Source organism: Clostridium brassicae, from assembly GCF_026738875.1.
Classification (GTDB): domain Bacteria; phylum Bacillota; class Clostridia; order Clostridiales; family Clostridiaceae; genus Clostridium_H; species Clostridium_H brassicae.
In genome coordinates this window covers 354055-380702 of sequence record NZ_JAPQFJ010000001.1, presented here as the reverse complement: position 1 = coordinate 380702, position 26648 = coordinate 354055, and the positions used below count along the sequence as shown (strand labels likewise).

The following is a 26648-nucleotide window of genomic DNA, read 5'->3' as shown; positions in this document are numbered from 1 at the left end:
TCACCCCTTTACATCTTCAAACACTGCTCCTTTACAAGCTGAAGATACTAAATTCCTATAAAATTTTAAGTATCCTTTTACAGGCTTTATTTTCATTTTTGGCACTCTTTTATTTAATTCTTCTGTATCTACTAGCAAATTCAGTACTTTATTTTCTATATCTATTTCTATTAAATCCCCATCTTCCACTATTGCAATAGGACCTCCTTCTGCTGCTTCTGGAGAAACATGACCTATTGAAGCTCCTCTTGTAGCTCCTGAAAATCTTCCATCTGTTATAAGTGCTACGGTTTTATCATATCCCATTCCTGCTAAGAGAGCTGTAGGCGACAACATTTCTTTCATTCCAGGACCTCCTTTTGGTCCTTCATATCTTATTACTACTACATCACCATGATTTATTTTTCCACCTAATATTGCTTCTGCCACTTCTTCTTCACTGTCAAACACCTTAGCTTTTCCAATATGTTTCATCATTTCAGAAGCTACAGCAGATTTTTTTACAACTGCTCCTTCTGGTGCTAAACTTCCTTTTAGTACAACAAGACCACCACTGCTACTATATGGACTATCTATATCTCTTATAACTTCCTTATCTTTAACTTTAGCTTCCTGTACATTTTCATAAATAGATTCTCCTGTAACAGTTAAACAGTTCTTATTTATAAAATTTTTACTAGCTAATAAATTAATTAATGCTGGTATTCCTCCTGCCATATGCAAATCTTCTATATGATCCTTACCAGCAGGACTAAGTCTACATAAATTAGGTGTTCTAACACTTATTTCATTGACCTTATCAAAACTTATTTCTAATCCAACTTCTTTTGCTATAGCTGGTAGATGAAGTAATGAATTTGTAGAACATCCAAGTGCCATATCAGCAGTTACAGCATTCATAAAAGCATCTTCTGTTAAAATATGTGAAGGCTTAATATCCTTTCTAATAAGCTCTACAATTTTCATTCCAGTTTTTTTTGCAAGTCTCAATCTCTCTGAAAAAACCGCTGGCGTAGTACCATTATAAGGAAGTGCCATTCCTAAAACTTCTGATAAACAATTCATAGAATTAGCAGTAAACATACCTGAACAAGAACCACATCCTGGGCAAGCTGTATTTTCCATCTCTAATAATTCTTCTTCAGTCATTTTACCAGCTTTCACTGCCCCTACTGCCTCAAACACAGAGCTTAAGTCTGTTACTTTTCCATTAGTTTTTCCAGCAAGCATTGGTCCTCCACTTACAAGTATTGATGGTATATTTACTCTTGCAGCCGCCATAAGCATACCTGGAACAACTTTATCACAATTAGGTAGTAATACTAATCCATCAAAGCCATGAGCATTAGCAACTATTTCAACACTATCAGCAATTATTTGTCTTGATGGAAGAGAATAACTCATTCCTTTGTGATTCATAGCTATTCCATCACACACTGCTATAGTGTTAAATTCAACTGGAACTCCTCCTGCTAACCTTATACCATCTTTAACAGCTTGGGCAATTTTGTCTAAATTCATATGTCCTGGTACTATTTCACTATAAGAATTAGCAATGCCTATAAGTGGTCTATCCATTTCTTCATCTATAAAACCTAATGCTTTAAAAAGTGAACGGTGAGGTGCTTTTTCCAAACCTTTTCTGCAATCATCTGATTTCATGTTTCTCCCCCCTTAAATTTCCTCTAACACTAATTCTCCCATTTCTTTTGTTCCAACATTTATCATTCCCTCTATCCATATATCTACTGTTCTATACCCTTTTCTTAAAACATTTTTAACTGCATTTTCTATGTCCTTCGCAGCTTCAGTCATATTAAAAGAATAATCTAACATCATAGCAGCTGAAAGTATTTGAGCTAATGGGTTAGCTATATTTTTACCTGCTATATCTGGAGCAGAACCATGAATAGGTTCATACATGCCATAAGTACCTTTCCCAACACTCCAAGAAGCAAGCATACCTATAGATCCTGTAAGCATAGAAGCTTCATCTGATAATATATCTCCAAATATATTATTTGTAAGTATTACATCAAATTGTGAAGGATCTCTAACAAGCTGCATAGCTGCATTATCAATGTACATATGATTTAATTGAACTTTGGGATACTCTTTCGAAACTTCTGTTACAACTTTTCTCCAAAGTCTTGAAGAATCTAATACATTTGCCTTATCTATAGATGTAACTTTTTTTCTTCTTTTCATTGCTGATTCAAATGCTACATGAGCAATTCTTTCAACTTCTTCTAAAGTGTAAGACTCTGTATCATATGCCTTTTCTATTCCATCTTCAATAACTGTTCCTCTTTTCCCAAAATAAATTCCACCTATTAATTCTCTCACTACTAAAATGTCTATGCCATTCTCTAATAATGAGTCTTTAAGAGGAGACGCCGATTTCAACTCATCAAAAACTTTAGTTGGCCTTAAGTTTGCATATAAACCTAACTCTGATCTCAGAGTTAAAAGAGCTTTTTCTGGCCTTTTATCTCCTAAAAAATTATCCCATTTTGGTCCTCCTATAGCACCTAAAAATAAGGCATCACACTCTCTACACTTTTTTAGAGTTTCTTCAGTAAGTGCTTCTCCATAAGCATCTATGGAACAGCCCCCTACTTTTAAATTTACATAATTAAACTTTGTATGATATTTTTTTGATATTTTATTTAAAATTTTTAGTGCCTGTTCTGTTATCTCCATTCCAATACCATCTCCGGGAACTACTGCTATTTTAAATTCTCTTGAATTCATGTTAATCTACCTTTCGTTTTGATTTTAAATGGTCTTTTAGATAATACTACGTATAATCATTTCTAATAATGATTCTAATTTAATAATTGTGTATATTATATGTTAATAGTAATTTTACTAATTTTCTGTCATTTGATTAAAAAAGTCCATCTCTTACACAATTTATCAGCCCATTATTTCTCATTATATTTATAATAAATTCTGGAAAAGCTTCAGCTCTATATTCTTTACTTAAAGTTATGTTTTTTATCAATCCTTTTTCAAAATCAACTTGTAATTTATGTCCATCTTCTGCGTCATTTACAGCTTCTTCACATTCAAGTATAGGAAAGCCTATATTTATAGAATTTCTATAAAATATCCTTGCAAAACTTTTTGCTATTACGCACGAAACTCCAGCCGCTTTTATAGCTATAGGAGCATGTTCCCTTGAAGAACCACATCCAAAATTTTTTCCAGCAATCAATATGTCTCCTTTATTTAATTTATTTAAAAAGTCTTTATCCAAATCCTCCATACAATACTTTGCTAATTCTTCTGGAATTGATGTGTTTAGATATCTAGCTGGTATTATAACGTCTGTATCTATATTATCTCCATATTTCAAAACATTACCTGATGCCTTCATGTTATAAAACAACCTCCTCTGGCGATGCAATTCTACCTAATATAGCAGATGCTGCTGCTATTGCTGGACTAGCTAAATAAACTTCACTTTCTGGATGCCCCATTCTTCCTACAAAGTTTCTATTTGTAGTAGCTACAGCTCTTTCTCCTGCCGCTAAAATTCCCATATGTCCTCCAAGACATGGCCCACAAGTTGGTGTGCTAAAAACCGCCCCTGCTTCTATAAATACTTTTACTAATCCTTCTTCTATTGCTTGCAAATAAATATTTTGAGTTCCTGGAAATATTATTAATCTAATCCCCTTTTTAACTTTTTTATTTTTTAATATAGAAGCTGCAATCCTTAAATCGCTTATTCTTCCATTAGTACAAGAACCAATTACTACTTGATGTATTTTTATTTCTCCAACTTCATCTATTGTCTTAGTGTTTTCTGGAATATGTGGGAAAGCTACTGTAGGCTTTATTAGACTTAAATCTATTTCATACACTTCACTATATTTTGCTTTTTCATCTGCTTCAAAAACTTTAAGCTCTCTTTTGGAACGGCCTTTCATGTATTCTAAAGTCTTTTCATCTACTGGAAATATCCCATTTTTAGCACCAGCCTCTATGGCCATATTCGCCATAGTAAATCTATCATCCATAGAAAGCTCTTTTACTCCCTCTCCTGTAAATTCCATAGACTTATACAAAGCCCCATCTACACCTATGAGCCCTATTATATGAAGTATTACATCTTTCCCTGATACCCACCTAGAAAGCTTACCTTTTAAAACAAATTTTATTGCTTCAGGAACTTTAAACCAAGCCTTTCCTGTTGCCATACCTACCGCCATATCAGTACTTCCTACCCCTGTAGAAAAAACTCCTAAAGCTCCATAAGTGCAAGTATGTGAGTCTGCTCCTATTATTACGTCTCCTGGGACAGCCAATCCTTTCTCTGGTATCAAAGCATGTTCTATTCCCATTTCTCCTATTTCAAAGTAATTTGTTATTTGTTTTTCACAAGCAAATTCCCTTACAAATTTACAGTGTTCTGCTGATTTTATATCCTTATTAGGAGTAAAATGATCTGGAACTATTGCTATTTTATCTTTATCAAAAACATCACTCACATTCATATTATTAAATGCCTTAACAGCAACTGGTGTTGTCACGTCATTTCCAAGAACTAAATCTAAGTTAGCTATAATTAGTTGTCCAGGTTTTACATACTTAAGCCCTGCATGATATGCCAATATTTTCTGTGTCATAGTCATAGTTTTTTTTACATCACTCATTTTTTCACCACCTAACTCTCATCAATCATCTTATTTATAGCGTTTATATATGAATTAATACTAGCTTCCATAACGTCCTCTGAAATATCCTTTCCTACAAATATTTGTCCTTTTTCATCCATTATCTTTACAGTTACTTCTCCTAACGCATCTTTTCCATCTGTAACTGATGATATAGAATAATCCCTAAGCTTTATATTCATACCTATAGCTCTTTCTACCGCTTTAAAAGCTGCATCTATAGATCCATCACCCACAGCAACTTCAGTAAATAATTTATCACCTTTTAATATCTCTACTGCAGCTGTACAAACAATGTGATTCCCACTATTAATTTGAAAAGATTTAAGTTTATACGTTTCATTAAAATACTTTTTAAAATGTACAATTGCTTCTATATCCTTAGATGTTATAGTCTTTTTCTTATCTGTTAGTTCTTTAAATTTATTAAATGCTTTCTCTAATTCCTCTTTTTCAAGTTCTATTCCCATATCTTCTAAGTGCATATTAAAAGCGTGTTTTCCCGAATGTTTTCCAAGAACAATCCCTAAATTATTGTTTATTCCAATCAATTCTGGAACAAGTATTTCATAGGTACTTTTTTCCTTCAGAACTCCGTCTTGATGTATACCTGATTCGTGAGCAAAAGCATTAGCTCCAACAATAGATTTATTGGGTTGTATGTTTATTCCTGTAAGTGAGCTTACTAATTTACTTGTTCTGTATATTTGTTTAGTATTTAGGTTTGTATATACTCCTAAAGAATTTTTTTTAATATCAATAGCCATAGCTATCTCTTCTAATGCTGCATTTCCAGCTCTTTCGCCAATACCATTTATAGCACATTCTATTTGTGTTGCTCCTGCCATAATACCAAATAAACTATTGGCAACTGCCATTCCTAAATCATCATGACAATGTACGCTTACTTCTGCATTTTCTATTCCTTCTGTATTTTCCATTATATATTTAATAAACTTGTAGTAATCTTTTGGTAGAGCATATCCTACTGTGTCTGGTATATTAATTACATTTGCTCCAACTTTAATAACTTTTGAAAAAACATCACACAAAAACTCCGGATCGCTCCTATAAGCATCTTCTGCTGAGAATTCTACATCTTTGCATAATTTTTTTGCATAAGATACCATCTCTACTGCTTTTTCTAAAACTTCTTCTTTAGTCATTTCAAGTTTATACTTCATGTGTACATTAGAAGTTGCTATAAATGTATGTATTCTAGGATTTACAGCTTCCTTTATTGCCTCCCAAGTACAATCTATATCTTTTTTATTAGCCCTGCACAAAGCTGCTACTGTAGAACGTTTTATCTCTTTTGATATAGCTTTTACTGCTAAAAAATCTCCTTTTGAAGAAAATGGGAAGCCAGCTTCAATAACATCTACATTCAAAGCTTCTAATTGCTTTGCAATCATCACTTTTTCTTTCACATTTAAATTGACACCTGGAGTCTGTTCTCCATCTCTTAAGGTAGTATCAAATATTTTTATGTTCCTACTCATTTTGATTCTCCTCTCTATTATTGAAACTTAACTTCAAAATTTTTATCACATCTAAAATTAATTTTTGTATAAAAAATGATTCTGCAAATTATTATGTATTTTAATTTGCAGAATCAATGTGTAAAAAGTAAAGAAGCTTTATTTCTTTGTCCAACTCATCATTTCTCTAAGTTCAGTTCCGACCTTTTCAATTTGATGGTCTTTTTCCCTTCTTCTCACAGCATTAAATCCAGGTCTTCCTACTTGATTTTCAAGTAACCATTCTTTAGCAAATACACCTTCTTGAATATCTTTTAAAATTTTTTCCATAGCTTTTTTAGTTTCATCAGTTACCACTTTAGGTCCTGCTGTATAATCACCAAACTCTGCTGTATCACTTATAGAATATCTCATTAAATTTAATCCACCTTCATTGATTAAATCTACGATAAGTTTCATTTCATGCAGACATTCAAAATATGCCATCTCTGGTTGATAACCTGCTTCTACCAAAGTTTCAAATCCAGCTTTAATAAGCGCAGTTAAACCACCGCATAATACAGCTTGTTCACCAAAAAGGTCTGTTTCTGTCTCTTCTTTAAAAGAAGTTTCAATAATTCCGGCTCTAGCTCCTCCTATACCAGAAGCATAGGCTAATGCCATTTCTCTAGCATTTCCTGTAGCATCTTGATGAATAGCTATAAGAGAAGGTACTCCTTTTCCTTCTAAATACTGACTTCTTACTGTATGTCCCGGTCCCTTTGGAGCTACTAAAAATACATCTACATCATTTGGCGGAACTATTTGTCCAAAATGTATTGAAAATCCATGAGCAAATACCAATGCCTTCCCTGGAGTAATATTAGGTTCTATATCTTCTTTATAAAGTTTAGATTGTTTTTCATCATTAACAAGTATCATTATTATGTCGCTCTTTTTAACTGCTTCCTCTGTGAGCATAACTTCTAAGCCTGCTTTCTCAGCCTTACTCCAAGACCTACTTCCTTTATAAAGTCCAACTACAACATCTACGCCACTTTCTTTTAAATTTAACGCATGTGCATGACCCTGACTTCCGTATCCAATTACTGCAACCTTTTTTTCTTTTAACATCTGTAAATTACAATCTTTTTCATAATACACTTTTGCCACCGCGAAAAGCCCCCTTACTATTTTTAGTATTTGTTTTAAATCTAAAACTTATATATTTATCTTTTGATATTCCATAAATAGATTTTTTGCTTGAAACAGAACTTTAAACTTTGTCCAAACCTAAAAACTATTATCTATAGTTGTAGCGCCCCTGTCTAAACTATTGAGGATTTACAGTATACATCAGATAAAACTGGAACTCCCCTTTCAATAGCAATAAAACCACTACTTGCTATTTCTAAAATACCAAAAGGTAATAACACGTTTTTTAATCCTTCTAATTTATTTTCATCACCTGTAATTTCTATAGTTAAACTATCTTCTGCAACATCAGCTATTGAACCCCTGAAAATGTTAACTATATTTACTATTTCCTGCTTTTTTTCTTTTTCAGCTTTAACTTTTATAAACATCATTTGTTTACATATTGAATTTTTTTCTTCTAGAACTATTGCATTATATACACATTCCAGTTTTTTTATCTGCTTCACTATTTGCTGTATAACTTCTTCTCTTTCTGCTTTTACTATTAAAGTAAGCCTAGATATATTTTTTGTTTCCGTTTCACCTGCCGTAACACTTTCCAAGTTATATCCCCTTCTATTAAACAATTGACATATCCTCAGAAGTTGTCCTTCATTATTATCGACTATTACAGATACCACATAAGATTTCACTCAAATCATCTCCTTTCAAAAGAAAATATCCTTCCTAGTCAAATCTTGTCAGTAATTTTAGCATATATTTTTTTCATCGTCAATCAATTTTCAGAAAAATTTCAAACTTGCAATTTCGAATTTTATTTTGATTTTTTTAATGCATATTTCAGTATATTCCCCTCATTGTAAACGTTATTTTTGCAAGCTTTATAGGTATTTATATTTTTTAAAATTAAACTGTTTTATTTTCAAATTCATTTGAATTTCATTATGAAATTTTATTATTCAAATTTTAAAATTTTTAAGAAAAATGAATTTTCATTATATTTTTATTTCATTTTGTATTGACATTATAAAAAAAAGGTTTTAAAATTTATAATTAAACCATAACATTCGAAAAAAATTTGGGTTTTTATAACATAATTTATGTATAAACAATGTAATTTTAAATGAAATTATCCTTTAATATCGATATTTCACTTTTTCTATAAATATATACATGAATTCTGTTTTCTAAACGAGTATAAAACAATATTTTATCAAACAAGGGGGCTTTATTATGAATAATTACTATGCATTTTATCAGGGGAATTTTATAAAAGAGGATGATATTCACATAAGCATCAGATCTAAGGCCTTTAATTATGGCCTTGCATGCTTTGAGGGGATAAGAGCTTATTGGAATAAAGAAAATAGTCAACTTTATGTGTTTAAATTAAAGGAACATTACGTTAGATTCCTTCAATCTTGCAAGGCCTTAAATATCAAGTTGCCTTATACAGTAGAAGAACTCTGTAATTTAACAATAGAACTCTTAAAAAAAAATAATTGTAAAACTACAACTTATATAAGACCAATAGCTTTTAAAGGTTCTAATAGCCTAGGTCCAACTCTCAATGATGATGATGACCGTATAGTTATATACTGCCAGCCTTTAGGAAGTTATACCGGAAAAGAAGCTCTTAATGTTGCAGTAACTTCTTGGACAAGATTAAATGATAATATGCTTCCTCCAAGAGTTAAAGCCACAGCATCTTATCTTAACTCTGCATTGGCTTCATTAGAAGTTACTAGTAGAGGATATGATGAAGCTATATTCTTAACTCAACTTGGTCATGTTTGTGAAGGTCCTGGAGAAAACATATTTATGGTAAGGAAGGGCAAACTCATCACGCCTCCTCCTTGTGACAATATTTTAGAGGGTATAACCAGAGAACTTGTTATAACACTAGCCAAAGAAGAATTAGGAATAGAGGTAGTTGAAAGAAGCATTACAAGAACAGAACTCTATGCTGCTGATGAATTATTCTTTAGTGGAACTGCTATGGAAGTTACTCCTATTATAAAAGTAGATGATAGAGAAGTTAGTAATGGTACTCCAGGACAAGTATGTAAAAATATAAAGGAAATATTTTCAGACCTAACAATAGGTAAAATAAAAAAATATATTTCTTCCTGTACATCTGTTTATTAAAATAATACTAATTTTAATAAACAGATAGGTATTTCTTATATTTATTTTCTGAAAATCTAATTAGGTTGCCTCATAATTCACTTTAGCAAAAACCTTAAAAATAACTTTACACCTACTAAAATTATGTAGCAACCTAATTACTATAAATGTATTTTCATGATTTAAATATGGAATTTAATGATAAATTTAGCACCATCCCATTGACTCTCAGTTGCTCTTATTTCTCCATTATGTTTATTTGTAATAATATCATATGCTAAAGCTAATCCAAGTCCAGTTCCTTCTCCTATCTTTTTTGTTGAAAAGAAAGGTTCAAATAATCTGTATTTAACCTCATCAGAAAATCCCATTCCATTATCAGATATCTCACAAACTAAATAACAATCTTTTGTATAAGTTTCTATTTTCAGAATATTAGAGTATGTTTTTTCATTTTCTTCTAAGTCTTCTGCCTTTTTACTCATCTCATATATCGCATTTTTAAGTATGTTCATAATTACTTGACTAATCTCTACTTTGTTACATAATATAGAAGGTATGTTTTCTGAAAGGTTTAATTCTATCTTATCAAAAACTATCATGTCAAAACTTAAAATATCTATTACATAGTTTATAATTTCATTTAAATTTTCTTTATTTAACCCTATTGGTCTCAATAATTCTTTACTTTGACTAAGTTTTAACATTTCCTCATGCTGAACAATCTGTGCCTTTAAATTATTTATATATTTTTCTTTTTTACTTAACTCATCATTAACATGTCTAAGTTCTTTTTCATCTTGTAATCTTGAAAGAGCACCTGAAAATGTTTCAGCTATTAGTTTTAATATAAGTTGAATTTGATCACTCCATTTCTTGTTTTCAAAAGTATTGTCTAACCCTACATACCCCATTAAACTATCTTTATTGAAAAGTGGTAAAACAATAAGAGATTTTATGCCCTGTTCTAAAAGAATTTCTTTTTCAATATCTGCTTCTAAAGGCATTTTTTCTACATCTTCAATAGTGATAATTTCATTGTTTTTTAATTTTTTCATCCACCAAGGACATATTTCAGTTTTCATATTTTGAAGATTATCCTTTTCAGAGCTAACTCCTTTATCACACCATTCATAAACATTATCCATATACTCTAAATTATTTTTAAATAAAAAAACATACGCTCTAGAAGACTTTGTTTCCTCTCCTATTTCTTCTAAGCAAGATTCAATTAAATATTCTTTATCCAAACTAATGCTTATAAGTTTAGATGAAGTTCTTGATAGTACATGTTCAAGCTTCCTAGATTCCGCACGATAGTTTTCAGTATTTTTATCCTTTGTTTTTATGTAACCTTCCATATATACTTCCTCCTTGCAATTTTAATTATAAAAAAATTTAAGGTAATTTTTCTATAATTTACAACTATTAATCTCACTAAATATGTTATATATCGACAAATAAGAGTTATTCTTTAGGTGTATATTAACAAAAGAGTTATTTATGATTACAATATCCATAATAATCATTTTATTATTTATACTTTTTTAAAATTTTTATAATAAAATTAAGGTCTTATTTTTTATTATAATAAAAAAAGATTCTACTAAAAGCAGAATCTTTTTTACCAAAGTAAAATCATATTCTAATTTAAATCTTATTACATATTTTATACTTAATTTAAAATATTTTAAATTAAGATTCTAATTTAATTCCACTTTTATTTATTATTGGCTTAACAGCTGCTGCAATAGGTATAGTTATTGCTACTGCTATACCTGTTGTAGCTAAAGATGTTATCATTTTTAGTACGGCTGTATGAAAACCCACAAATACAAGCCAATTTACAATAAAATATCCAACTAACGAAACAACTCCGCCAACTATAAAAGCTAAAATATTTTGCACCATACTGTTCCCCTTTTTATTTCTTGCAAATGCTATTATACCAACTGCATACCCTGTTAGTCCTTTTATTATAAATGTAGGCAAAACCCAAACTTGAAACATAGGATCCATAGCATCAAACAAAGCACATCCTATCGCTGCTGCCAGCCCTGCATCCTTACCAATCAAAATAGCTGCAATAAATATAGCTGTTGTTCCTAAATGTATCATAGAATTACTTCCGCCAAAACTTATTGGAATATGAGCATAAGTTCCTATAAAACATATCGCTGCAAAAAGTCCAATTAAAATAATTCTTTTAGTTTTCATTCCCATTCCTCCTGCCAAAATTCTAATTTTGTCCATTTTCCTTCAACTTAATTACATTGTAAATCCACCATAATTCCCAGTCAAATGTATGCATACACTTTCAATTTCACTGATATTACTTATATACTTTAACTTGTATATTTTAACTAATTTAATTAAATCTTTCTCTTAATGAAATATACGTTACTAAAACAGTAAAAACTTGTAGAAAATTTTCATAAAGAAATTCAAACATTTAAAGTAGACTAGAATAAAAAAAGAAACAATTGTATTAAAAAATTACAATTGTTTCTTTTTTTATTTAAATTCTTCTGCTAACTTTTCAAAGGCTTGAATAGAATTTTCTATAGTATCCCATTTTACACAATAAGATAGTCTAAAATATCCTGGACATTCAAATCCGCTTCCAGGTACTATAAGTAAATTATATTTTAATGCTCTTTTAGCAAATTCTACGTCATCTTCTATTAACGCTTTTGGGAAAAGATAAAATGCTCCTTGAGGCTTTATACATTCGAATCCTATCCTTGTTAAATTTTCATATAAAAAATCTCTTCTTTTTTTATATTCTTCTATATCTACTTTAGAATTAAGTGAATCTCCTACAACTTTTTGGAATAATGCTGGCGCATTTACAAAACCTAAAGTTCTATTGCAAAAACTTAAAGCTTCTATAAAGACCTTTACATCTTTAATTCTACTACTTGCAACAATATATCCTATTCTTTCTCCAGCAAGCCCTAATGACTTACTAAATGAATTTACTATAATTGAATTATGGAAAATATTAAGGATACTAGGTAATTTTAATCCATCATAAATTATCTCACTATAAGGCTCATCAGAAATCACAAATATAGTTGTTCCATATAATTTTTCTTTTCTTTTAATAATATCATTAATTTTTTCTAATTTTTCTTGACTATATATAACTCCTGTTGGATTATTCGGAGTGTTTATAATTATAGCTTTTGTCCTAGGTGTTATACTTTTTTCAAACTTATTTAAATCCGGTTCAAAATTTGAAACATCCGGAGGAACAACAACTATTTTTCCTCCATGATTATCAACATAAAAATTATATTCAACAAAGTATGGTGCAAATACAATAACTTCATCACCATCATTTAAAAGTGATTTTAAAACAACATTTAACCCACCTGCTGCACCAACTGTCATTACTACATTTTCATTTGAAAGACTAATTCCACTTTCCTTTTCAAGATGCCTTGCAACTTTTTCTCTTGTGTCAACAAAGCCTGCATTATTCATATATTTATGAATACCTTTTTCATCACTTAATATGTATTTTTTAAGTGCTTCTTCAACTTCTTTAGGTGGTTCTGCATAAGGATTTCCCAAGCTGTAATCATATACTTTATCTGCCCCACACTTTTCAGCAAGCTTTACACCCTCTTCAAACATAGCCCTTATCCAAGAAGACCTTTTTAAATTATTTGTAATTTTTTTAGAAAACATAACTTCGCCCCTTTTTTTATTTTAACTAAATATATTTTTTAAATAGTTCTTTATATATTTAAATATCAAATTTTTCTATAAATGTCTTTAATCCAGAAATTTCACCTAAGTTATGCTCTGAATTCTCTTTTATTTCTGCTATTTCATTAACCACTTTTTTATTTTCGCTCTCAATACTATTCATACTATTAGCAGTTTTTATAAGGTTATTAGTTACAATATCTGTTTTATCTAATATTGCATTTGATGAAGCTGTTATTTCTTCTAGTGTAGCATTTAAATCCGTAATTACACAATTTATATTTTCTGCATCATTAGAGTATGAATCAGCTGCTTCTGTAAACTTGTTATATTGAGGAAGTACATCTTTATCTACGAAATCAATTATTTTTAAAGTACTATTAGCTAGATTATTTACTGTACCTATTATTTTTTCAGTCATATCTTGTATGTTTTTAATATTATCTTTTGTATTTTCCGCCAATTTCTTTATCTCATCTGCAACAACAGCAAATGCTTTATTTCCACCTTCAGTATTTGCCGCTTGAATAGCTGCATTTAAAGAAATAAGATTAGTCTGCTCGGCAATTTCATTAATTTGATTAGTTAATACTTTTATTTCTTTTACAGTTTCTATTTCTTTTAATGATAATTCTATACTTTCCTTAACTTCTTTATAAACCATTTCTGTATTATTTTTTGCATCCGAAGAAATTCTTCTTAAATTATTAGCTCTTTCAGTAACTTCTATAGTTACTGCTGTTGTTTCTTCTGTTTTTTGTGATATATCTGATAAAGCCTTTTGAACTTGATATAAAGTTTCTTTTATATCTTCTATAGAGCTAGCTCCTAAATTAATTTCTTCATTTACAAGAGATATTTCTCCAGAATTATTATCTACAGCCTCTTTTATATTAAAAAGCAAGTCATCATCTTTCTTAATATTATTATTTAAAACTTCAATATGATCCTGAGTCTCATATAAAAAATCTCTCACTTGACCTGTCATGTCATTTATAGCTTCAGCCAAATATCCTATTTCATCTTTTGACTGAATTTCTAATTTATTTATTCTTATATTTCCATCCTCATCTTGTCCAATATTGTTTGTTATATCTGCTATAGGATTAGATATCTTCTTACTTAAAATAATACTTATTAATACTAATCCTATTATAAACATTACCGAAAGAATTGATTTTGTCATTATATTTTTATTTAATTGATTTTTAAGTGAAATTTCTTCGTTGTTTATAGAAGCATAAATATCATCTATATAATTTCCTGTACTTATTATGTATCCCCATGGTTTAAATAACTTAGAATATGATCTTTTAGGCGTTAATTTGCCAGTTCCAACATCTTCTGGCTTTTCCCACATAAAATCTAAAAATCCACCTTTTGGCGAATCTATCGCCTTTTGAATTATTTCCGCTACCATTTTTACACCATTAGGATCTCTATCATCCATTCTATTCTTTCCCTCTTGGTGGGATATCATGGGATGTCCAATAAGTATTCCTTTTGTATCATCTATCCAAAAATATCCTGATTCATCTTTTCCATACCTTAATTTTTTAACTGCATCAATTGCATAAGTTTTAGCATCTTTTTCCGTTAATATTCCTTTCTTATACATATCATAGTAATAATTCATAGTTCCTAAAGCTATTTGAACATTATCCTCTATCATTTGATTATAATACTGAAATGACTTAGCCTTGATTAATTCAAGTTCTTTTGTATTTTGTTTTCTTACATTCATAATATCCAAAAATGATGTAACTAATATTATTATTAATCCACTTGCAATAATAGATAGCATAATTTTGTATTTTATATGTGTACTCTTTTGTTCTAAAGTTTTCATTGTTCTGTCCCCTTTTGTTATAAATTTTGTATATAATCTTTACCAAGTATCCTTATTGAAATCAATAATTAATATCCGATAATAATCTATACATATTATAGCACACATATAAAAAAAATAAATATGTTTTGTGTTTTTTCGACATTAATTATCTTCTATATAATTAATATCTCTCTTAACTTGCTCATAAGCTTTTTCTGTTATCTCCTTAGGATATCCTAAATACCTTAATAATTTTATAGCATTTGTAGTTGGTGATACTCCTTGTTTTATTTCATAGTCAAATTTCAATCCTTCATCTTCATCAACCATTTCAGAAAAATAATAACATCGATATCTATCCTTCACTATCTTCGTTAATTCATGATCATGAGTAGCAACAACAGGTAAGCAGTTACCTTTAATTAAATATTTTAATATTTCACTTGCAGCACTCACTCTTTCTATTGGATTAGTTCCCCTAAAAATTTCATCTATCATACAAAAAACAGTAATATCACTATCTACCGCTTTTATTATTCTAAGCATAGCTTCTGCTTCTCCTAAATAATAGCTTTTACCTTTTTCCACACTATCCTCAGGACTAATAGAAGTTATAATATTTAAAAATGAGCCTTTATATTCCTTAGCTAAACTAGTATATATTGTTTGAGAAAGAAGCATATTTAATCCTATCATCCTTAAAAAAGTAGATTTTCCTGACATATTTGTACCAGTTAATATTATGCCATTTTTATTTAAAGTGAGAGAATTTGCTACTGGATTTTTAATTAAAGGGTGAATACCTTCTTTAATATTTAAATAAGCCTTTTCTTCTACAAACTCAGGCTCTGTATAATATTTAGCACTTTCTCTATATGATGCAATTGAAATATAAGCATCTATTTCTCCAATTATCTTATACAATTCTTTTAGTTCATCCCTATTTTTATTAATTACTGTAGTCAATTTATAATAAGCTCTTTCCTCAATTAAGAACAAGATTGTAAAGTAATCCCCTAAAACATCTATACCTTCTATTCTTCCAATACTAGCTGAGTTCTTACTAACTTCTTTAACTTTATTTAAAATATCATTCAATTTATTTATTTGATTAGAAATCTCATCCACTTTTAAGTTAGATATATATTTAGCTGCCCTTAATATACTAGAAAAATAAGATATAGCTTCAACCTGTGAACGTATTGTAGAATTAATTTTATAATGTATAAATAAATTTATAGGATATAAGATTACAATAATAGGTATAATCGTCATTTTTAATCCATAAAAAATTGATAATACAAGAAACACTAAAGGCATATTACCTAATATTAAGAACAATACCTTAAGCAACTTATTTTCTTTTAAATCATCCCATAAAAGCGCTAATACATCACCATTTTTTTGCTTATACACTTTCAATAATTGAATTTGAATTTTTTCTCTTAACTCTGAGTCTTTTTGAAATAACTTTATTATTTCACCTCTTTCTCTAAGCTTCTCCTTATTATAAAGAGGTTTTCGTAGCATGTCGTACAACACATTTTCTCCAGGAGTAGTCAAAGCCCTATCTATTTTAGAGAAAACCTGATCCATATCTAAATCATTCCATGTTTGATTATCTACTAGATTTTCTTCACTTTGAGTTAATAATTTATTGTATTTGCTTATTTTTTTAAAATCTCTTTTTCTTTTTTCCTCTTTAGCCCATAAATTTTTAACATATGCTAAAGCCTTTCCTTTTGTAAATATTCCTAACATCGGTACACCTCTTTTATTATTTGTATATTTATTTTAATAAAATGAACTATGGAATATCCCTATATCTATATACAATTTAGCTACATATCATATTATACATATCCTCTGCTGGATCAAGAATAGGAACTAAAGCAATCTTCTTCAATTCTTCATATATATAAGGCAGGTGAGTACAACCAAGAATCAATGTATCAACCTGTATTGAATTATAAAATTCTATAATATTTTTCAATGAAAACTTTTCAACTATTTCTTTTGAAGGCACCCCATTTTCTATATCTATAACTACAGGAAGCATGCCTATACCAATAACATTGCATTTAGAATTCACATTTTGTACTATACTTTCAATACCTGCTGCACTTTTATTATTAGCTGCTAATACACCTATACTTTTGTACTTAGAAGCAATATTTTTATATACATGAAGAGGGGTTATTATTTCTATATTTTCCTCAGTAGATAACCTGTCCATATCTACTGCCGCACTTAAGGAATTACAGTACACCATTATTTTATCAATTTTTTCATATTTTATGTTTTTTATAATATCTCTTATTTTATTAGTAAGTTCTGCTGGAGATAATATTTGAAGTTCAGATTGTTCTTGTGGACATGAAGATACAGGATATGCATATGCATCAATCCCTTTTGACATTAAAAAATCTACTCCCATTTCAGTATCTATAGGAGTTCCTGCAATGACACCAACCTTAAAATTATTCACACACATCACCTCATATAAATTAATATATTTTTATTTGCTTTAAATAAATATATTCTAAATTAAATAAAACTATCGTAGTATACTCTAGCGTATTATACATATTATAACATTATAACTCTTTAATGGAACACTGTTATTAAAATCTTCTATTTTTCTTCAAAAATCAGTATATTACGTCATTTTTAATTTAATATAAATAAATTTTATCTGTAATAAAATAAATCATACAAAAAATAATAAATAATGTATTTACATTTTTCGCATTGAGTATTAAAATTAAAATTGTCTTTTTGATAGACCAACTTATATAAATAATAATTTTAACTTAATAAAACTTCCTTTTTATTAAGTACTAAGGAAAATATACTTAAGTATATGAACTATAGTATAGGTTTAAAATATTACTATATCACTAAAAGGAGTGCTATTAATGAAAACATTTCAAGATCTTATTGATGAAACTTTAGAAATTAAAGATTTAGACGAGTTAGAATCAGCTGCAGACTTATTCGAGTTTGGCCTTGAGAAAGGATATTATAGCAAAAAGCAAGTTGATGAATTCAATAATATATATTGGAGAGTAAAAAATAAATGCTTAGCTTATAATGTAGTGGAAAAAACAGGCGGAAATATATTAGATATTATAAATATCGTTTCTAAAGCTCCAGCCGATATGAAAAATGATGAGAATGAGCTAATGCACTATGTTAATGGTCGTATAAAAGCATTAAAAGGTAAAGTAACAGGACTTAAATAGAATTTTATATATTAATTTTAAAAAATCATAAACTAATCTTTTCAAAAACAACCTATCTCTATATATTAAAGATAGGTTGTTTTCAAATTTAATATTATAAAAACCTTTCTTATTATTCAATCTTTATTTGAAAAGAGTTTAATCAATACTTTCTAAAACTTTCTTACATCACATGTATTATTTAAAATAAAGTTCACTTATTAGCTTCCCTTTCATATATTAATAAATAACTGAAAAAGTTTAGCATTCATTTAGTTTATTAATTGGGGGGACTATAATGAAAATAAAAAAAGTATATTTAATTTTTTGTTTAATCATGTTATTTTCATTAACATCATGTACAAATGATTCATCAATCCAAAACAACTCTTTAGAAAAAACTGCTAACGAAAATACTGTAAAAGAAGAAAAGCTACAAGGAACTGCTGAAAAAAAAGATTATGAAAAAGAAGAAAAAAAAGATAATAAACCTCAAACTGAAATTTCAGAAAAACAATCATCTGAAACTAAAAATAGTGAACCTATTGTTTTAAAAATGGGTATAAAAGGTGAAAATGTAAAAACGCTTCAAGAAAAGCTAAATAAATTCGGATATAAATTAAAGACAGATGGAATATTTGGGCAAGGAACATATAATGCTGTTTGTGATTTTCAAAAAAGAAATAAATTATCTCTAGACGGTACTGTAGGTAAAAAAACACTTACTAAACTTAATTTACCTCCTACAAAAGAAACTATGTACGTACCTAAAGCACTCACAAACAATAAACCAGTTGCAAATAATTCTAGTAAAGCTTCTTCTAATTACGCAGAAAACTTTATAAACAGCAGAAAGTCCTCTAGTCCTACTCAATATTATATATGGGTTAATACAAAATCTCCAAAAGTTTATATCTTTGAGAAATCTAGTGATAAATGGGCCCTCATAAAAAACATGCCTTGTACTGTAGGCAAAGCTTCTACTCCAACGATAAAAGGTACTTTTAGTGTTGGAGGTAAAGGAGATAGTTTTATAGTTAGAAATAATCCTAAACTTATGTGTAAATATTATACTCAAATAAAAGGAGATTACCTATTTCATTCAGTATTGCTTCATAGAAATGGTTCAATAGCTAATGGACGTTTAGGGGCTAAAATTTCACACGGTTGTATAAGACTTTCTATGAATGATGCTAAATATATACATGATAGTATTCCAGGTGGTACTACTATTTATATAAATTAGCTTAACACTTTGTTATATTCCTAAAGTTTATTAACTCAACTACACCATTCAAAAGTAAACACAGATATAAAACATATATTGCTATAAACTACTTCACTTGGCAAAGCAATTCTAAGTCTTAAGTAAATGATTTTTACACAATATATATTTTATATCTGCTTTATACTACTTGTATTCTTCGAGAGTTGATTATATTTCTTTTGTAAATTAATTATTGGACAAGCTAAAAATATATTGCTCTAACAAGCACTCTACAGTACATCAAAATGTTATAATATTTATTATACTTAGTTTATAAAATCGCATATTTAAAAGTTTCAAATGAAGAATGCAATTTTTATAGGATTTAATATTACACATTTTAGGAGGAAATATGATTAATATTTTATTGGTAGAAGATGATTTAGCCCTATCTATGGGAATTGAATATGCTCTAAGATCTGAAGGATTTAATATAGATTCTGTAAGATCTATTTGTGATGCCGAAGCTAAATTTAAATCTAATAAGTATAATATGATTTTATTAGATGTTATGCTTCCTGATGGTAGCGGTTATGAGTTATGTAAATCTATAAGAGAAAATAACTTATTTAATAATAACTATGATAATTCTACAATCCCTATAATCTTTCTAACCGCCTGTGATGAAGAAGCTAATGTAGTATTAGGACTTGACTTAGGTGGGGATGACTATATCACTAAGCCTTTGAGAATAAAAGAATTAGTATCTAGAATAAATGCAGTATTAAGGAGAAGAAATTTTTCTTTAAATACTATTTCTTCTAAATCTAATAATTCAACCTTTAATTCTAATGAAAAACTTCTATCATCTGGTGAATTAACATTATACCCATTAAGTTGCAAAGCAATAAAATACGATAAAGAAATAAGTCTAACATCTGTAGAATACAAGCTTTTACTAACTTTTATAAATAATCCACATAAAGTATTAACTAGGTCATTTTTATTGCAAAATCTTTGGGATATAGATGGTGAATTTGTTGACGATAATACTCTATCAGTTTATATTAAAAGACTACGTGAAAAAATAGAAGAAGATTCAAAATCTCCTTCCTACATAATAACTTTAAGAGGATTAGGTTACAAATGGAATAAAGAAGTAAGAGGTGAATTATAACTATGCTAAATTTTTATAGAAACCCCGAAGTGAAATCTATTACTTTTAAATTTTTAATTTTTAATTTGGTTTTAATCATAATTTTCTCTATTTTTATAAAAATAGAAATTAACAATATGAAACAATTATATATAAATCAAAATATAGCTATTGCTGGAAAAATACTTAAAAAAAATCCTTCTTTTGAAAAAGATATTATACCTATATTCACCAAAGGTGCTTCCAAAAAATCCCTTGATTCAGGAAAATCCATTTTAGCAAAATATGGTTTTAATGAAAATATAAATTATATCTATATAAAACCTTTTAACGATTATTATAAAGATTTAACTGTAAAAGCAATAATATTTATTATATTTTCTTTTTTATTTATTTACTTAATTACAATAAAAGGTTATAAAAATATATTTACAAAAGTTCAAACCATATCGTCCTCAGCTGAAAAAATAATAGATGGAGATTTCCATGTTCATCTTGAAGAAAATCTTGAAGGCAACTTTTATATACTAAATCATCAATTTAATGAAATGGCAAAAAAATTAGCAAAAAGTATTGAGGTATTGAAAAAGGAAAAATTATTCTTAAAAAATATAATTTCTGATATATCTCATCAACTAAAAACACCTTTATCATCTTTGATACTATTTAATGAAATTCTTGCTACTGAAAAAGACATAGAACCTGATGTTAAAAATGATTTTATAGAAAAAAGTGGCGAACAATTATCTAGAATGGAATGGCTTATAATAAATTTATTAAAATTAGCAAGACTTGAAGCTGATGCAATTAATTTTAATATAATATGTGCTCCAATTAATACTACGATAGAAAAATCTATATCTCCCTTACTTATTTATGCTAAAGAAAAAAATCAAACTATAAATATTGAAAATAAAAAAAATTTATTATTAAATCATGATGTTAATTGGACTAGTGAAGCTCTTTCAAATATTATAAAAAATTCCATAGAACACACACAACCTAACGGAACTATATCAATAAAATTTGAAGAAACTCCCCTATGTATTGAAATTTTCATAAAAGACAATGGTGAGGGAATTTCCCCTAAAGATTTACCTAGGATATTTGATAGGTTTTATAAAAGTGAAAACTCAACAAATCCTACTAGCATAGGTATAGGTCTTTCTTTATCCAAAGCTATTATAGAAATCCAAGGTGGAAGCATCTCCGTAGATAGCACCCCTGGTAAAGGTACAGAATTTACTATAACATTCTTAAAATCTATAATATGATTAACTTAGAAAATTGCATAATTAGAAATCTATATAGCTACATGTAATTTTTAAACTATAGGTAATTCTTACTAAATTGTAAGATAACATTTCACTTTATAGTAAGATTGATAAGTTATTCTAGTATTAGAAACTGTTATCCAGTGTCGTGCAATTCTTTAATCTCACTTTAAAGAAAAGCAGAGAGTCCAAATCTTCGATTTGGTGCGAATCGCTTTCACAGAGTGCGATAGGAATATTAGAATTATTAGACATAGGATAAACTTAAAAATTACTTATAGTTAGGAGGTACATATATGGAAATATTAAAAACCATAGATTTATGTAAAAGCTACGGAAAAGGTGATACAAAAGTTGATGCGCTAAAAAATATCAATTTAACTATAAATCAAGGAGAATTTGTAGCAGTTGTAGGTCCTTCCGGTTCCGGTAAAAGTACTCTACTTCATTTATTAGGTGGTGTAGACAAACCTACTTCTGGAAAAGTAATTATCGATGGAGTAGATATCTACTCTTTAAAAGAAAAAAATTTATCTATTCTCAGAAGAAGAAAAATTGGTTTCGTTTTTCAATTTTATAACTTAATACCTGTTTTAACAGCAGAAGAAAATATACTCATGCCACTTCTTTTGGACAATAAAAAAGAGGATAAAAACTATATAGAAGAATTAATGGACCTTTTAGATATAAAAGTTAGACGCCACCATCTTCCTTCTCAATTATCAGGAGGGCAACAGCAAAGGGTATCTATAGGAAGAGCATTAGCATATAAACCATCTATAGTACTAGCAGATGAACCTACTGGAAACTTAGATAGTAAAAATAGTAAAGAAATTATTGAATTACTCAGATATTCAGTAAAAAAATATAACCAAACTCTTGTAGTTATAACTCATGATTTAAATATCGCTAAACAAGCTGATAGAATAATTAGCATTGAAGATGGAGTTATAGTTAAAGATGAGGTGGTGAGAAAATGAATAGCTATCTAGATGTCACCACTAAATATTTAAAAACACAAAAAAAGAGAACTATCCTAACAATAATAGGAGTAATTTTATCTGTAGCTTTAATTTCAGCCCTTGCCACTATGATATATAGCTATCAAGATTATAGAATAGACGACGTAAAAAAACATAGTGGAGATTATGAAGTCTCTTTTAAAAACTTAACCAAAGATAACATAGATATAATTAAAAATCATACTGCTTTTTCTTCTGTTGGAATTAGTAAAAATATCGGCCTTGGCAAAATATACACTACTCCAAAAGAAGAAAGAAAAAGTTCTACTCCACTTCATAGATATTTAGATGTAAAAGCATATGATGATGTAACTTTAAATAAAATATTTAAGCATATTTTATTATCTGGCAGGTATCCTAAAAGTGAAAATGAAATTATTGTTGATAAATCTTCTCTTAGATTTTTAGGGAAAGATATAAAAGAAGGAAGCAAAATAACATTTCCTTTTGGTATAAGGAAAGATAGAGCCACAGGAGAAATACTAGAAAACAACTGTTGGAGCAATGATGAAATATTTGAAGAAAAAAATAAATCAGAATATACTATAGTAGGTATTATAGATACTGATACGTTTTCCTCTGGGCGTAGCATTTTTCAAGCAATAACATTTTTAAAATCTTCTGATATATATTCATCTGACTCAAAAGAAGAAACTTTCCAAACCTTCATGAGCATATCCTCACCCAAAAACAAAAGAGATATAGCAAACCAAGTTGCTAAAAATTTGAAGTTAGTAAGTAATAATACTTCACAAAATGATGATGGTGAAAACAAATCGAAAGTTCAATTCAATAATGAGTTGCTAAGACTATATGGCCAAAGTGCAAGTATGCTAAAAAACACAAGTTTTTCTTTAACAATTTTATTCATAGTTTCTATAATTATAGTTTCTACTATTGCAGTAATATATAACGCTTTTAATATATCTGTTTTAGAGAGAATTTCTCAATTTGGAATATTGCGTTCAGTTGGTGCTACACCTAAGCAAATAAGGAAAATAGTATTTAAAGAGGCTTCTATAATAAGTTTAATTGGTATTCCTATTGGAATAATATCTGGTGTTGCAACTATAAAATTGGTACTATCCTTAGTAGGTGAAGTTTTCATGGATAAATTTGATCCTTTTAAAGTTCTTATATATCCTGAAGTCATAATTATAAGTATTGTGTTAGGAACTATAACTATATTTCTGTCAGCTCTTGGACCTGCTCTTTTAGCTGGAAAAGTTAGTGCCTTAGATGCAGTTAGAAATTCAAATAGTTACAATACAAGTAATATAACTAAAGTTTCAAAAGCTAGAATATCAAAACTATTATTTAAGATAGAAGGAAGTCTTGCTTACAAAAATCTAACTAGGAATAGGAAAAGATTTTTAATAACTGTTTTTTCTCTTATGATCAGCATAATTATGTTTATAACTTTTAACTCTTTTATGAATTTCATTAAGATTGCAGATAAAATTGATGCTCCTCTATATTTTGATGCTAATTATTCTTCGGAGAATAACATAAATGATAAAGAATATATGGATATAAAAAATCAAACTGGTATTGAAAAAGTATATAAATGCATTAAATCACAATTTTCTATGCCTATTCCTAAAGAAAAAATGAATAAAAACTATTTTGATAAAACTCAACGTGGTTCTTCAAATGATGTACCATCTATTGAAAATTACGTTTTATCGTATAATAGTAAACTATTCGCTTATGATAAATCTATTTTAGATTTAAGTAAATCCCATATAATATCTGGAAGTTCAGATGAAAAACTTTTAGATGATATGGGTGTCATTTTGGTAAATAGAAATAGAGTTATTAGTAATGATGGATCTAATAAAACAGTTGTAGAAGATTTTACAAATTATAAAGTTGGAGATATTATAGATTTACCTAAACTAGTAAAATATGATTATGAAAAAGATTTCGATAAGCTTCTAAAAAACGCCATTGAAAAAAAAGAATTTTATAAACTTAAGGTTATTGGAATAGTTGATGTTGAACCTTTGGGAAATTCAACCCCCCAAGACGGTATATATTTAATAACTTCTCCAAAGACCTACAAAAAAATCATAGGAAATTTAAATTATAGAAATATGGAAATAAAACTAAAAGAAAATGCAAATAGAGAAAAAATCACTTCTTATTTTGAAAATATAATTAAAGATAAGGGTGGTTGCTATAATGACTATATGAAAATTGCCGAAAACGGGAAAAAATCTGCATTTCAGATGAGCGTATTTGTATACGGATTTATTACAGTAATAACTATAATCGGTGCAGTAAATATAATAAATACTATAAGTACAAGTCTTCTTATAAGGAAAAGAGAGTTTGCTACTTTAAAAGCTATCGGTATGAGCCAAGGTCAAATTAAGAAAATGGTATTCCTTGAAGGAGCATTACATGGACTAATAGCTGCCTTTCTCGGAAGCATAATAGGAACTTTGTTAAGCTTTTTACTCTGCCGAACAGCTGCTGGGGCTGTGGCCGTAAGCTGGTCAATACCTTGGACCTCTATATTAATAGCTACTTTGGGAGCTTTGTCTTTCACTATATTAGCATCTATTTTACCTCTTAGAAAAGTTAATGCACAAAATATAATAGAAAATATTAGAGCTGAAGAATAGACGGTATTCATCGTTAATAATTCTTATGAGATTAATATAAAAGGCTATGATCTGTATTTGATCATAGCCTTTTATATTAATTTCTAATTATTTACAATAATTGAGCCTAATATAACCTTCACTTATTTAATAACAGTTAACTAATCGTAAACTTTTCTCGTTGTTTTTCTTATAATTAACTTTGGATTTAATATAGTATCTTTTCCTTTTGACTTGTTTATTTTATCCAATAGCGTTTTTGCAGAAATTACACCCATATCATATTTAGGTTGTGCTATAGTTGTAAGTGAAATCTCTGGCAGTTGTGAAAAAGATATATCATCAAATCCTACTATTCCTATATCTTCAGGAATATTTAGTCCACATTCCCGTACTGCTTGCATAACTCCAAGTGCAAGCATATCTGTACCTCCAAAAATGCCTGTTGGAATAATCCCCTCTTTTAGAGAGTTTTTCACTAATACATAACCACTTTCTTTTGTAAAATCACCATTTTTAATTAGTCTTTCATCCAATTGAATACCCTGCTCCATTAAAGCTTGCTTATATCCTTCAAATCGCATTCTATTAGTTTCAATGGTGTTTTGTCCTCCTATAAACATTATACTTTTGTATCCACTGTCTAGAAGATGTTTTGTTGCTAAATATCCACCTTTTTTATCATCAATTACAACAAAATTTTCTCCTTTATATCCACTTTTAGTAGCTACACTCACTATAGGAATATCTATATTTTCTAAGGATCCATTCTTTACACCACTATGAGCTAAAATTATACCCTCTACCTGCTTACTAACTAATAAATCTATATATTTTTCTTCTTTTTTTATTTCCCAGTTAGAATTACATAAAAATATATTGTATCCATATTTATTTAATTCCTCTTCTACACCTCTTGCTATTTCAGGATAAAAAGGATTAGTTATATCAGGAATAATTAAACCTATTGTATTGGTTTTATTAGTAACCAATCCTTGTGCTATTGCATTAGGCTTATAATTCATTTCTTTTGCAGCTTCCCTAACCCTCTTTTTTGTTTTGTCGCTAATATCATAACTATCATTTAAGGCCTTAGAAACTGTAGCTATAGAAATATTTAATTTTCTCGCAATATCTTTAATTGTAGTTGACATATCCTCTTCCATCCTCTTTATCTG

Annotated in this window: 21 protein-coding genes; 7 read left to right on the top strand and 14 right to left on the bottom strand. The window is 28.6% G+C overall.

What is annotated here, in order from left to right:
* From ilvD to ilvN, 7 genes are all read right to left on the bottom strand, one after another.
* Window positions 1-1662 carry a dihydroxy-acid dehydratase gene (gene ilvD / locus OW729_RS01740; RefSeq protein WP_268059675.1) on the bottom strand — a complete coding sequence of 554 codons (1662 nt, stop codon included), beginning with the start codon at window positions 1660-1662 and terminating at the stop codon, window positions 1-3.
* Between the two features lie 12 nt (window positions 1663-1674).
* Window positions 1675-2754, bottom strand: coding sequence for a 3-isopropylmalate dehydrogenase (gene leuB, locus OW729_RS01735; protein ID WP_268059674.1), 1080 nt, complete (start codon window positions 2752-2754; stop codon window positions 1675-1677).
* Window positions 2755-2890: 136 nt separating this feature from the next.
* A complete protein-coding gene (leuD, locus tag OW729_RS01730) occupies window positions 2891-3382 on the bottom strand; it encodes a 3-isopropylmalate dehydratase small subunit (protein ID WP_268059673.1) in 492 nt (163 codons plus the stop codon).
* A gap of 1 nt (window position 3383) precedes the next feature.
* Window positions 3384-4664, bottom strand: a complete 1281-nt coding sequence (gene leuC / locus OW729_RS01725) for a 3-isopropylmalate dehydratase large subunit (RefSeq protein WP_268059672.1) — start codon at window positions 4662-4664, stop codon at window positions 3384-3386.
* A gap of 11 nt (window positions 4665-4675) precedes the next feature.
* Window positions 4676-6187 (bottom strand): 2-isopropylmalate synthase, encoded by a 1512-nt coding sequence (locus OW729_RS01720; protein WP_268059671.1) that lies wholly within the window; start codon window positions 6185-6187, stop codon window positions 4676-4678.
* Between the two features lie 138 nt (window positions 6188-6325).
* On the bottom strand, window positions 6326-7318 hold the full coding sequence (ilvC, locus tag OW729_RS01715) for a ketol-acid reductoisomerase (protein WP_268059670.1): 993 nt from the start codon (window positions 7316-7318) through the stop codon (window positions 6326-6328).
* Window positions 7319-7473: 155 nt separating this feature from the next.
* The gene (ilvN, locus tag OW729_RS01710) at window positions 7474-7995 is read right to left on the bottom strand and encodes an acetolactate synthase small subunit (protein WP_268059669.1); all 522 of its coding nucleotides are present in this window, start codon (window positions 7993-7995) and stop codon (window positions 7474-7476) included.
* Window positions 7996-8536: 541 nt separating this feature from the next.
* Between ilvN and OW729_RS01705 the strand changes: the two genes are divergently transcribed.
* Entirely contained in the window at window positions 8537-9451 is a 915-nt protein-coding gene (locus tag OW729_RS01705) for a branched-chain amino acid transaminase (protein ID WP_268059668.1), read from the top strand.
* Window positions 9452-9612: 161 nt separating this feature from the next.
* Here OW729_RS01705 and OW729_RS01700 read toward each other — a convergent pair whose 3' ends face one another.
* From OW729_RS01700 to OW729_RS01675, 6 genes are all read right to left on the bottom strand, one after another.
* Window positions 9613-10791 carry a GAF domain-containing sensor histidine kinase gene (locus OW729_RS01700; RefSeq protein ID WP_268059667.1) on the bottom strand — a complete coding sequence of 393 codons (1179 nt, stop codon included), beginning with the start codon at window positions 10789-10791 and terminating at the stop codon, window positions 9613-9615.
* A gap of 334 nt (window positions 10792-11125) precedes the next feature.
* Window positions 11126-11647, bottom strand: a complete 522-nt coding sequence (locus tag OW729_RS01695) for an ECF transporter S component (protein ID WP_268059666.1) — start codon at window positions 11645-11647, stop codon at window positions 11126-11128.
* Between the two features lie 297 nt (window positions 11648-11944).
* Window positions 11945-13126, bottom strand: coding sequence for a pyridoxal phosphate-dependent aminotransferase (locus OW729_RS01690; protein ID WP_268059665.1), 1182 nt, complete (start codon window positions 13124-13126; stop codon window positions 11945-11947).
* A 58-nt stretch (window positions 13127-13184) separates the two neighbouring features.
* Window positions 13185-14996 carry a methyl-accepting chemotaxis protein gene (locus tag OW729_RS01685; protein ID WP_268059664.1) on the bottom strand — a complete coding sequence of 604 codons (1812 nt, stop codon included), beginning with the start codon at window positions 14994-14996 and terminating at the stop codon, window positions 13185-13187.
* Between the two features lie 144 nt (window positions 14997-15140).
* Entirely contained in the window at window positions 15141-16739 is a 1599-nt protein-coding gene (locus OW729_RS01680; RefSeq protein ID WP_268059663.1) for a MutS-related protein, read from the bottom strand.
* A 76-nt stretch (window positions 16740-16815) separates the two neighbouring features.
* Window positions 16816-17466, bottom strand: a complete 651-nt coding sequence (locus OW729_RS01675; protein ID WP_407647612.1) for an Asp/Glu/hydantoin racemase — start codon at window positions 17464-17466, stop codon at window positions 16816-16818.
* Window positions 17467-17896: 430 nt separating this feature from the next.
* Here OW729_RS01675 and OW729_RS01670 point away from each other — a divergent pair, with 430 nt between their 5' ends.
* The 6 genes from OW729_RS01670 (at window position 17897) to OW729_RS01645 (ending at window position 25491) form a co-directional block, all read left to right on the top strand.
* On the top strand, window positions 17897-18223 hold the full coding sequence (locus OW729_RS01670) for a hypothetical protein (RefSeq protein WP_268059661.1): 327 nt from the start codon (window positions 17897-17899) through the stop codon (window positions 18221-18223).
* A gap of 277 nt (window positions 18224-18500) precedes the next feature.
* On the top strand, window positions 18501-19448 hold the full coding sequence (locus tag OW729_RS01665; RefSeq protein WP_268059660.1) for a L,D-transpeptidase family protein: 948 nt from the start codon (window positions 18501-18503) through the stop codon (window positions 19446-19448).
* Window positions 19449-19821: 373 nt separating this feature from the next.
* Window positions 19822-20586, top strand: a complete 765-nt coding sequence (locus tag OW729_RS01660) for a response regulator transcription factor (RefSeq protein ID WP_268059659.1) — start codon at window positions 19822-19824, stop codon at window positions 20584-20586.
* 2 nt (window positions 20587-20588) lie between these two features.
* Complete coding sequence (locus OW729_RS01655; protein ID WP_268059658.1) at window positions 20589-21839, top strand: HAMP domain-containing sensor histidine kinase; 1251 nt, start codon at window positions 20589-20591, stop codon at window positions 21837-21839.
* Between the two features lie 296 nt (window positions 21840-22135).
* Window positions 22136-22819 carry an ABC transporter ATP-binding protein gene (locus tag OW729_RS01650; protein WP_268059657.1) on the top strand — a complete coding sequence of 228 codons (684 nt, stop codon included), beginning with the start codon at window positions 22136-22138 and terminating at the stop codon, window positions 22817-22819.
* The gene (locus tag OW729_RS01645) at window positions 22816-25491 is read left to right on the top strand and encodes an ABC transporter permease (protein WP_268059656.1); all 2676 of its coding nucleotides are present in this window, start codon (window positions 22816-22818) and stop codon (window positions 25489-25491) included. The genes OW729_RS01650 and OW729_RS01645 overlap by 4 nt, the downstream gene beginning before the upstream one ends.
* Window positions 25492-25631: 140 nt before the next feature.
* Here the strand turns inward: OW729_RS01645 and OW729_RS01640 are convergent, their stop codons facing one another.
* On the bottom strand, window positions 25632-26624 hold the full coding sequence (locus OW729_RS01640; protein ID WP_268059655.1) for a LacI family DNA-binding transcriptional regulator: 993 nt from the start codon (window positions 26622-26624) through the stop codon (window positions 25632-25634).
* Window positions 26625-26648 lie beyond the last annotated feature (24 nt).

Coding starts and splice junctions, on each gene's coding strand:
- ilvD (WP_268059675.1), bottom strand. CDS start 1,662: ATGAAATCAGATGATTGCAGAAAAGGTTTGGAAAAAGCACCTCACCGT.
- leuB (WP_268059674.1), bottom strand. CDS start 2,754: ATGAATTCAAGAGAATTTAAAATAGCAGTAGTTCCCGGAGATGGTATT.
- leuD (WP_268059673.1), bottom strand. CDS start 3,382: ATGAAGGCATCAGGTAATGTTTTGAAATATGGAGATAATATAGATACA.
- leuC (WP_268059672.1), bottom strand. CDS start 4,664: ATGAGTGATGTAAAAAAAACTATGACTATGACACAGAAAATATTGGCA.
- OW729_RS01720 (WP_268059671.1), bottom strand. CDS start 6,187: ATGAGTAGGAACATAAAAATATTTGATACTACCTTAAGAGATGGAGAA.
- OW729_RS01705 (WP_268059668.1), top strand. CDS start 8,537: ATGAATAATTACTATGCATTTTATCAGGGGAATTTTATAAAAGAGGAT.
- OW729_RS01700 (WP_268059667.1), bottom strand. CDS start 10,791: ATGGAAGGTTACATAAAAACAAAGGATAAAAATACTGAAAACTATCGT.
- OW729_RS01695 (WP_268059666.1), bottom strand. CDS start 11,647: ATGAAAACTAAAAGAATTATTTTAATTGGACTTTTTGCAGCGATATGT.
- OW729_RS01690 (WP_268059665.1), bottom strand. CDS start 13,126: ATGTTTTCTAAAAAAATTACAAATAATTTAAAAAGGTCTTCTTGGATA.
- OW729_RS01685 (WP_268059664.1), bottom strand. CDS start 14,996: ATGAAAACTTTAGAACAAAAGAGTACACATATAAAATACAAAATTATG.
- OW729_RS01680 (WP_268059663.1), bottom strand. CDS start 16,739: ATGTTAGGAATATTTACAAAAGGAAAGGCTTTAGCATATGTTAAAAAT.
- OW729_RS01670 (WP_268059661.1), top strand. CDS start 17,897: ATGAAAACATTTCAAGATCTTATTGATGAAACTTTAGAAATTAAAGAT.
- OW729_RS01665 (WP_268059660.1), top strand. CDS start 18,501: ATGAAAATAAAAAAAGTATATTTAATTTTTTGTTTAATCATGTTATTT.
- OW729_RS01660 (WP_268059659.1), top strand. CDS start 19,822: ATGATTAATATTTTATTGGTAGAAGATGATTTAGCCCTATCTATGGGA.
- OW729_RS01655 (WP_268059658.1), top strand. CDS start 20,589: ATGCTAAATTTTTATAGAAACCCCGAAGTGAAATCTATTACTTTTAAA.
- OW729_RS01650 (WP_268059657.1), top strand. CDS start 22,136: ATGGAAATATTAAAAACCATAGATTTATGTAAAAGCTACGGAAAAGGT.
- OW729_RS01645 (WP_268059656.1), top strand. CDS start 22,816: ATGAATAGCTATCTAGATGTCACCACTAAATATTTAAAAACACAAAAA.
- OW729_RS01640 (WP_268059655.1), bottom strand. CDS start 26,624: ATGTCAACTACAATTAAAGATATTGCGAGAAAATTAAATATTTCTATA.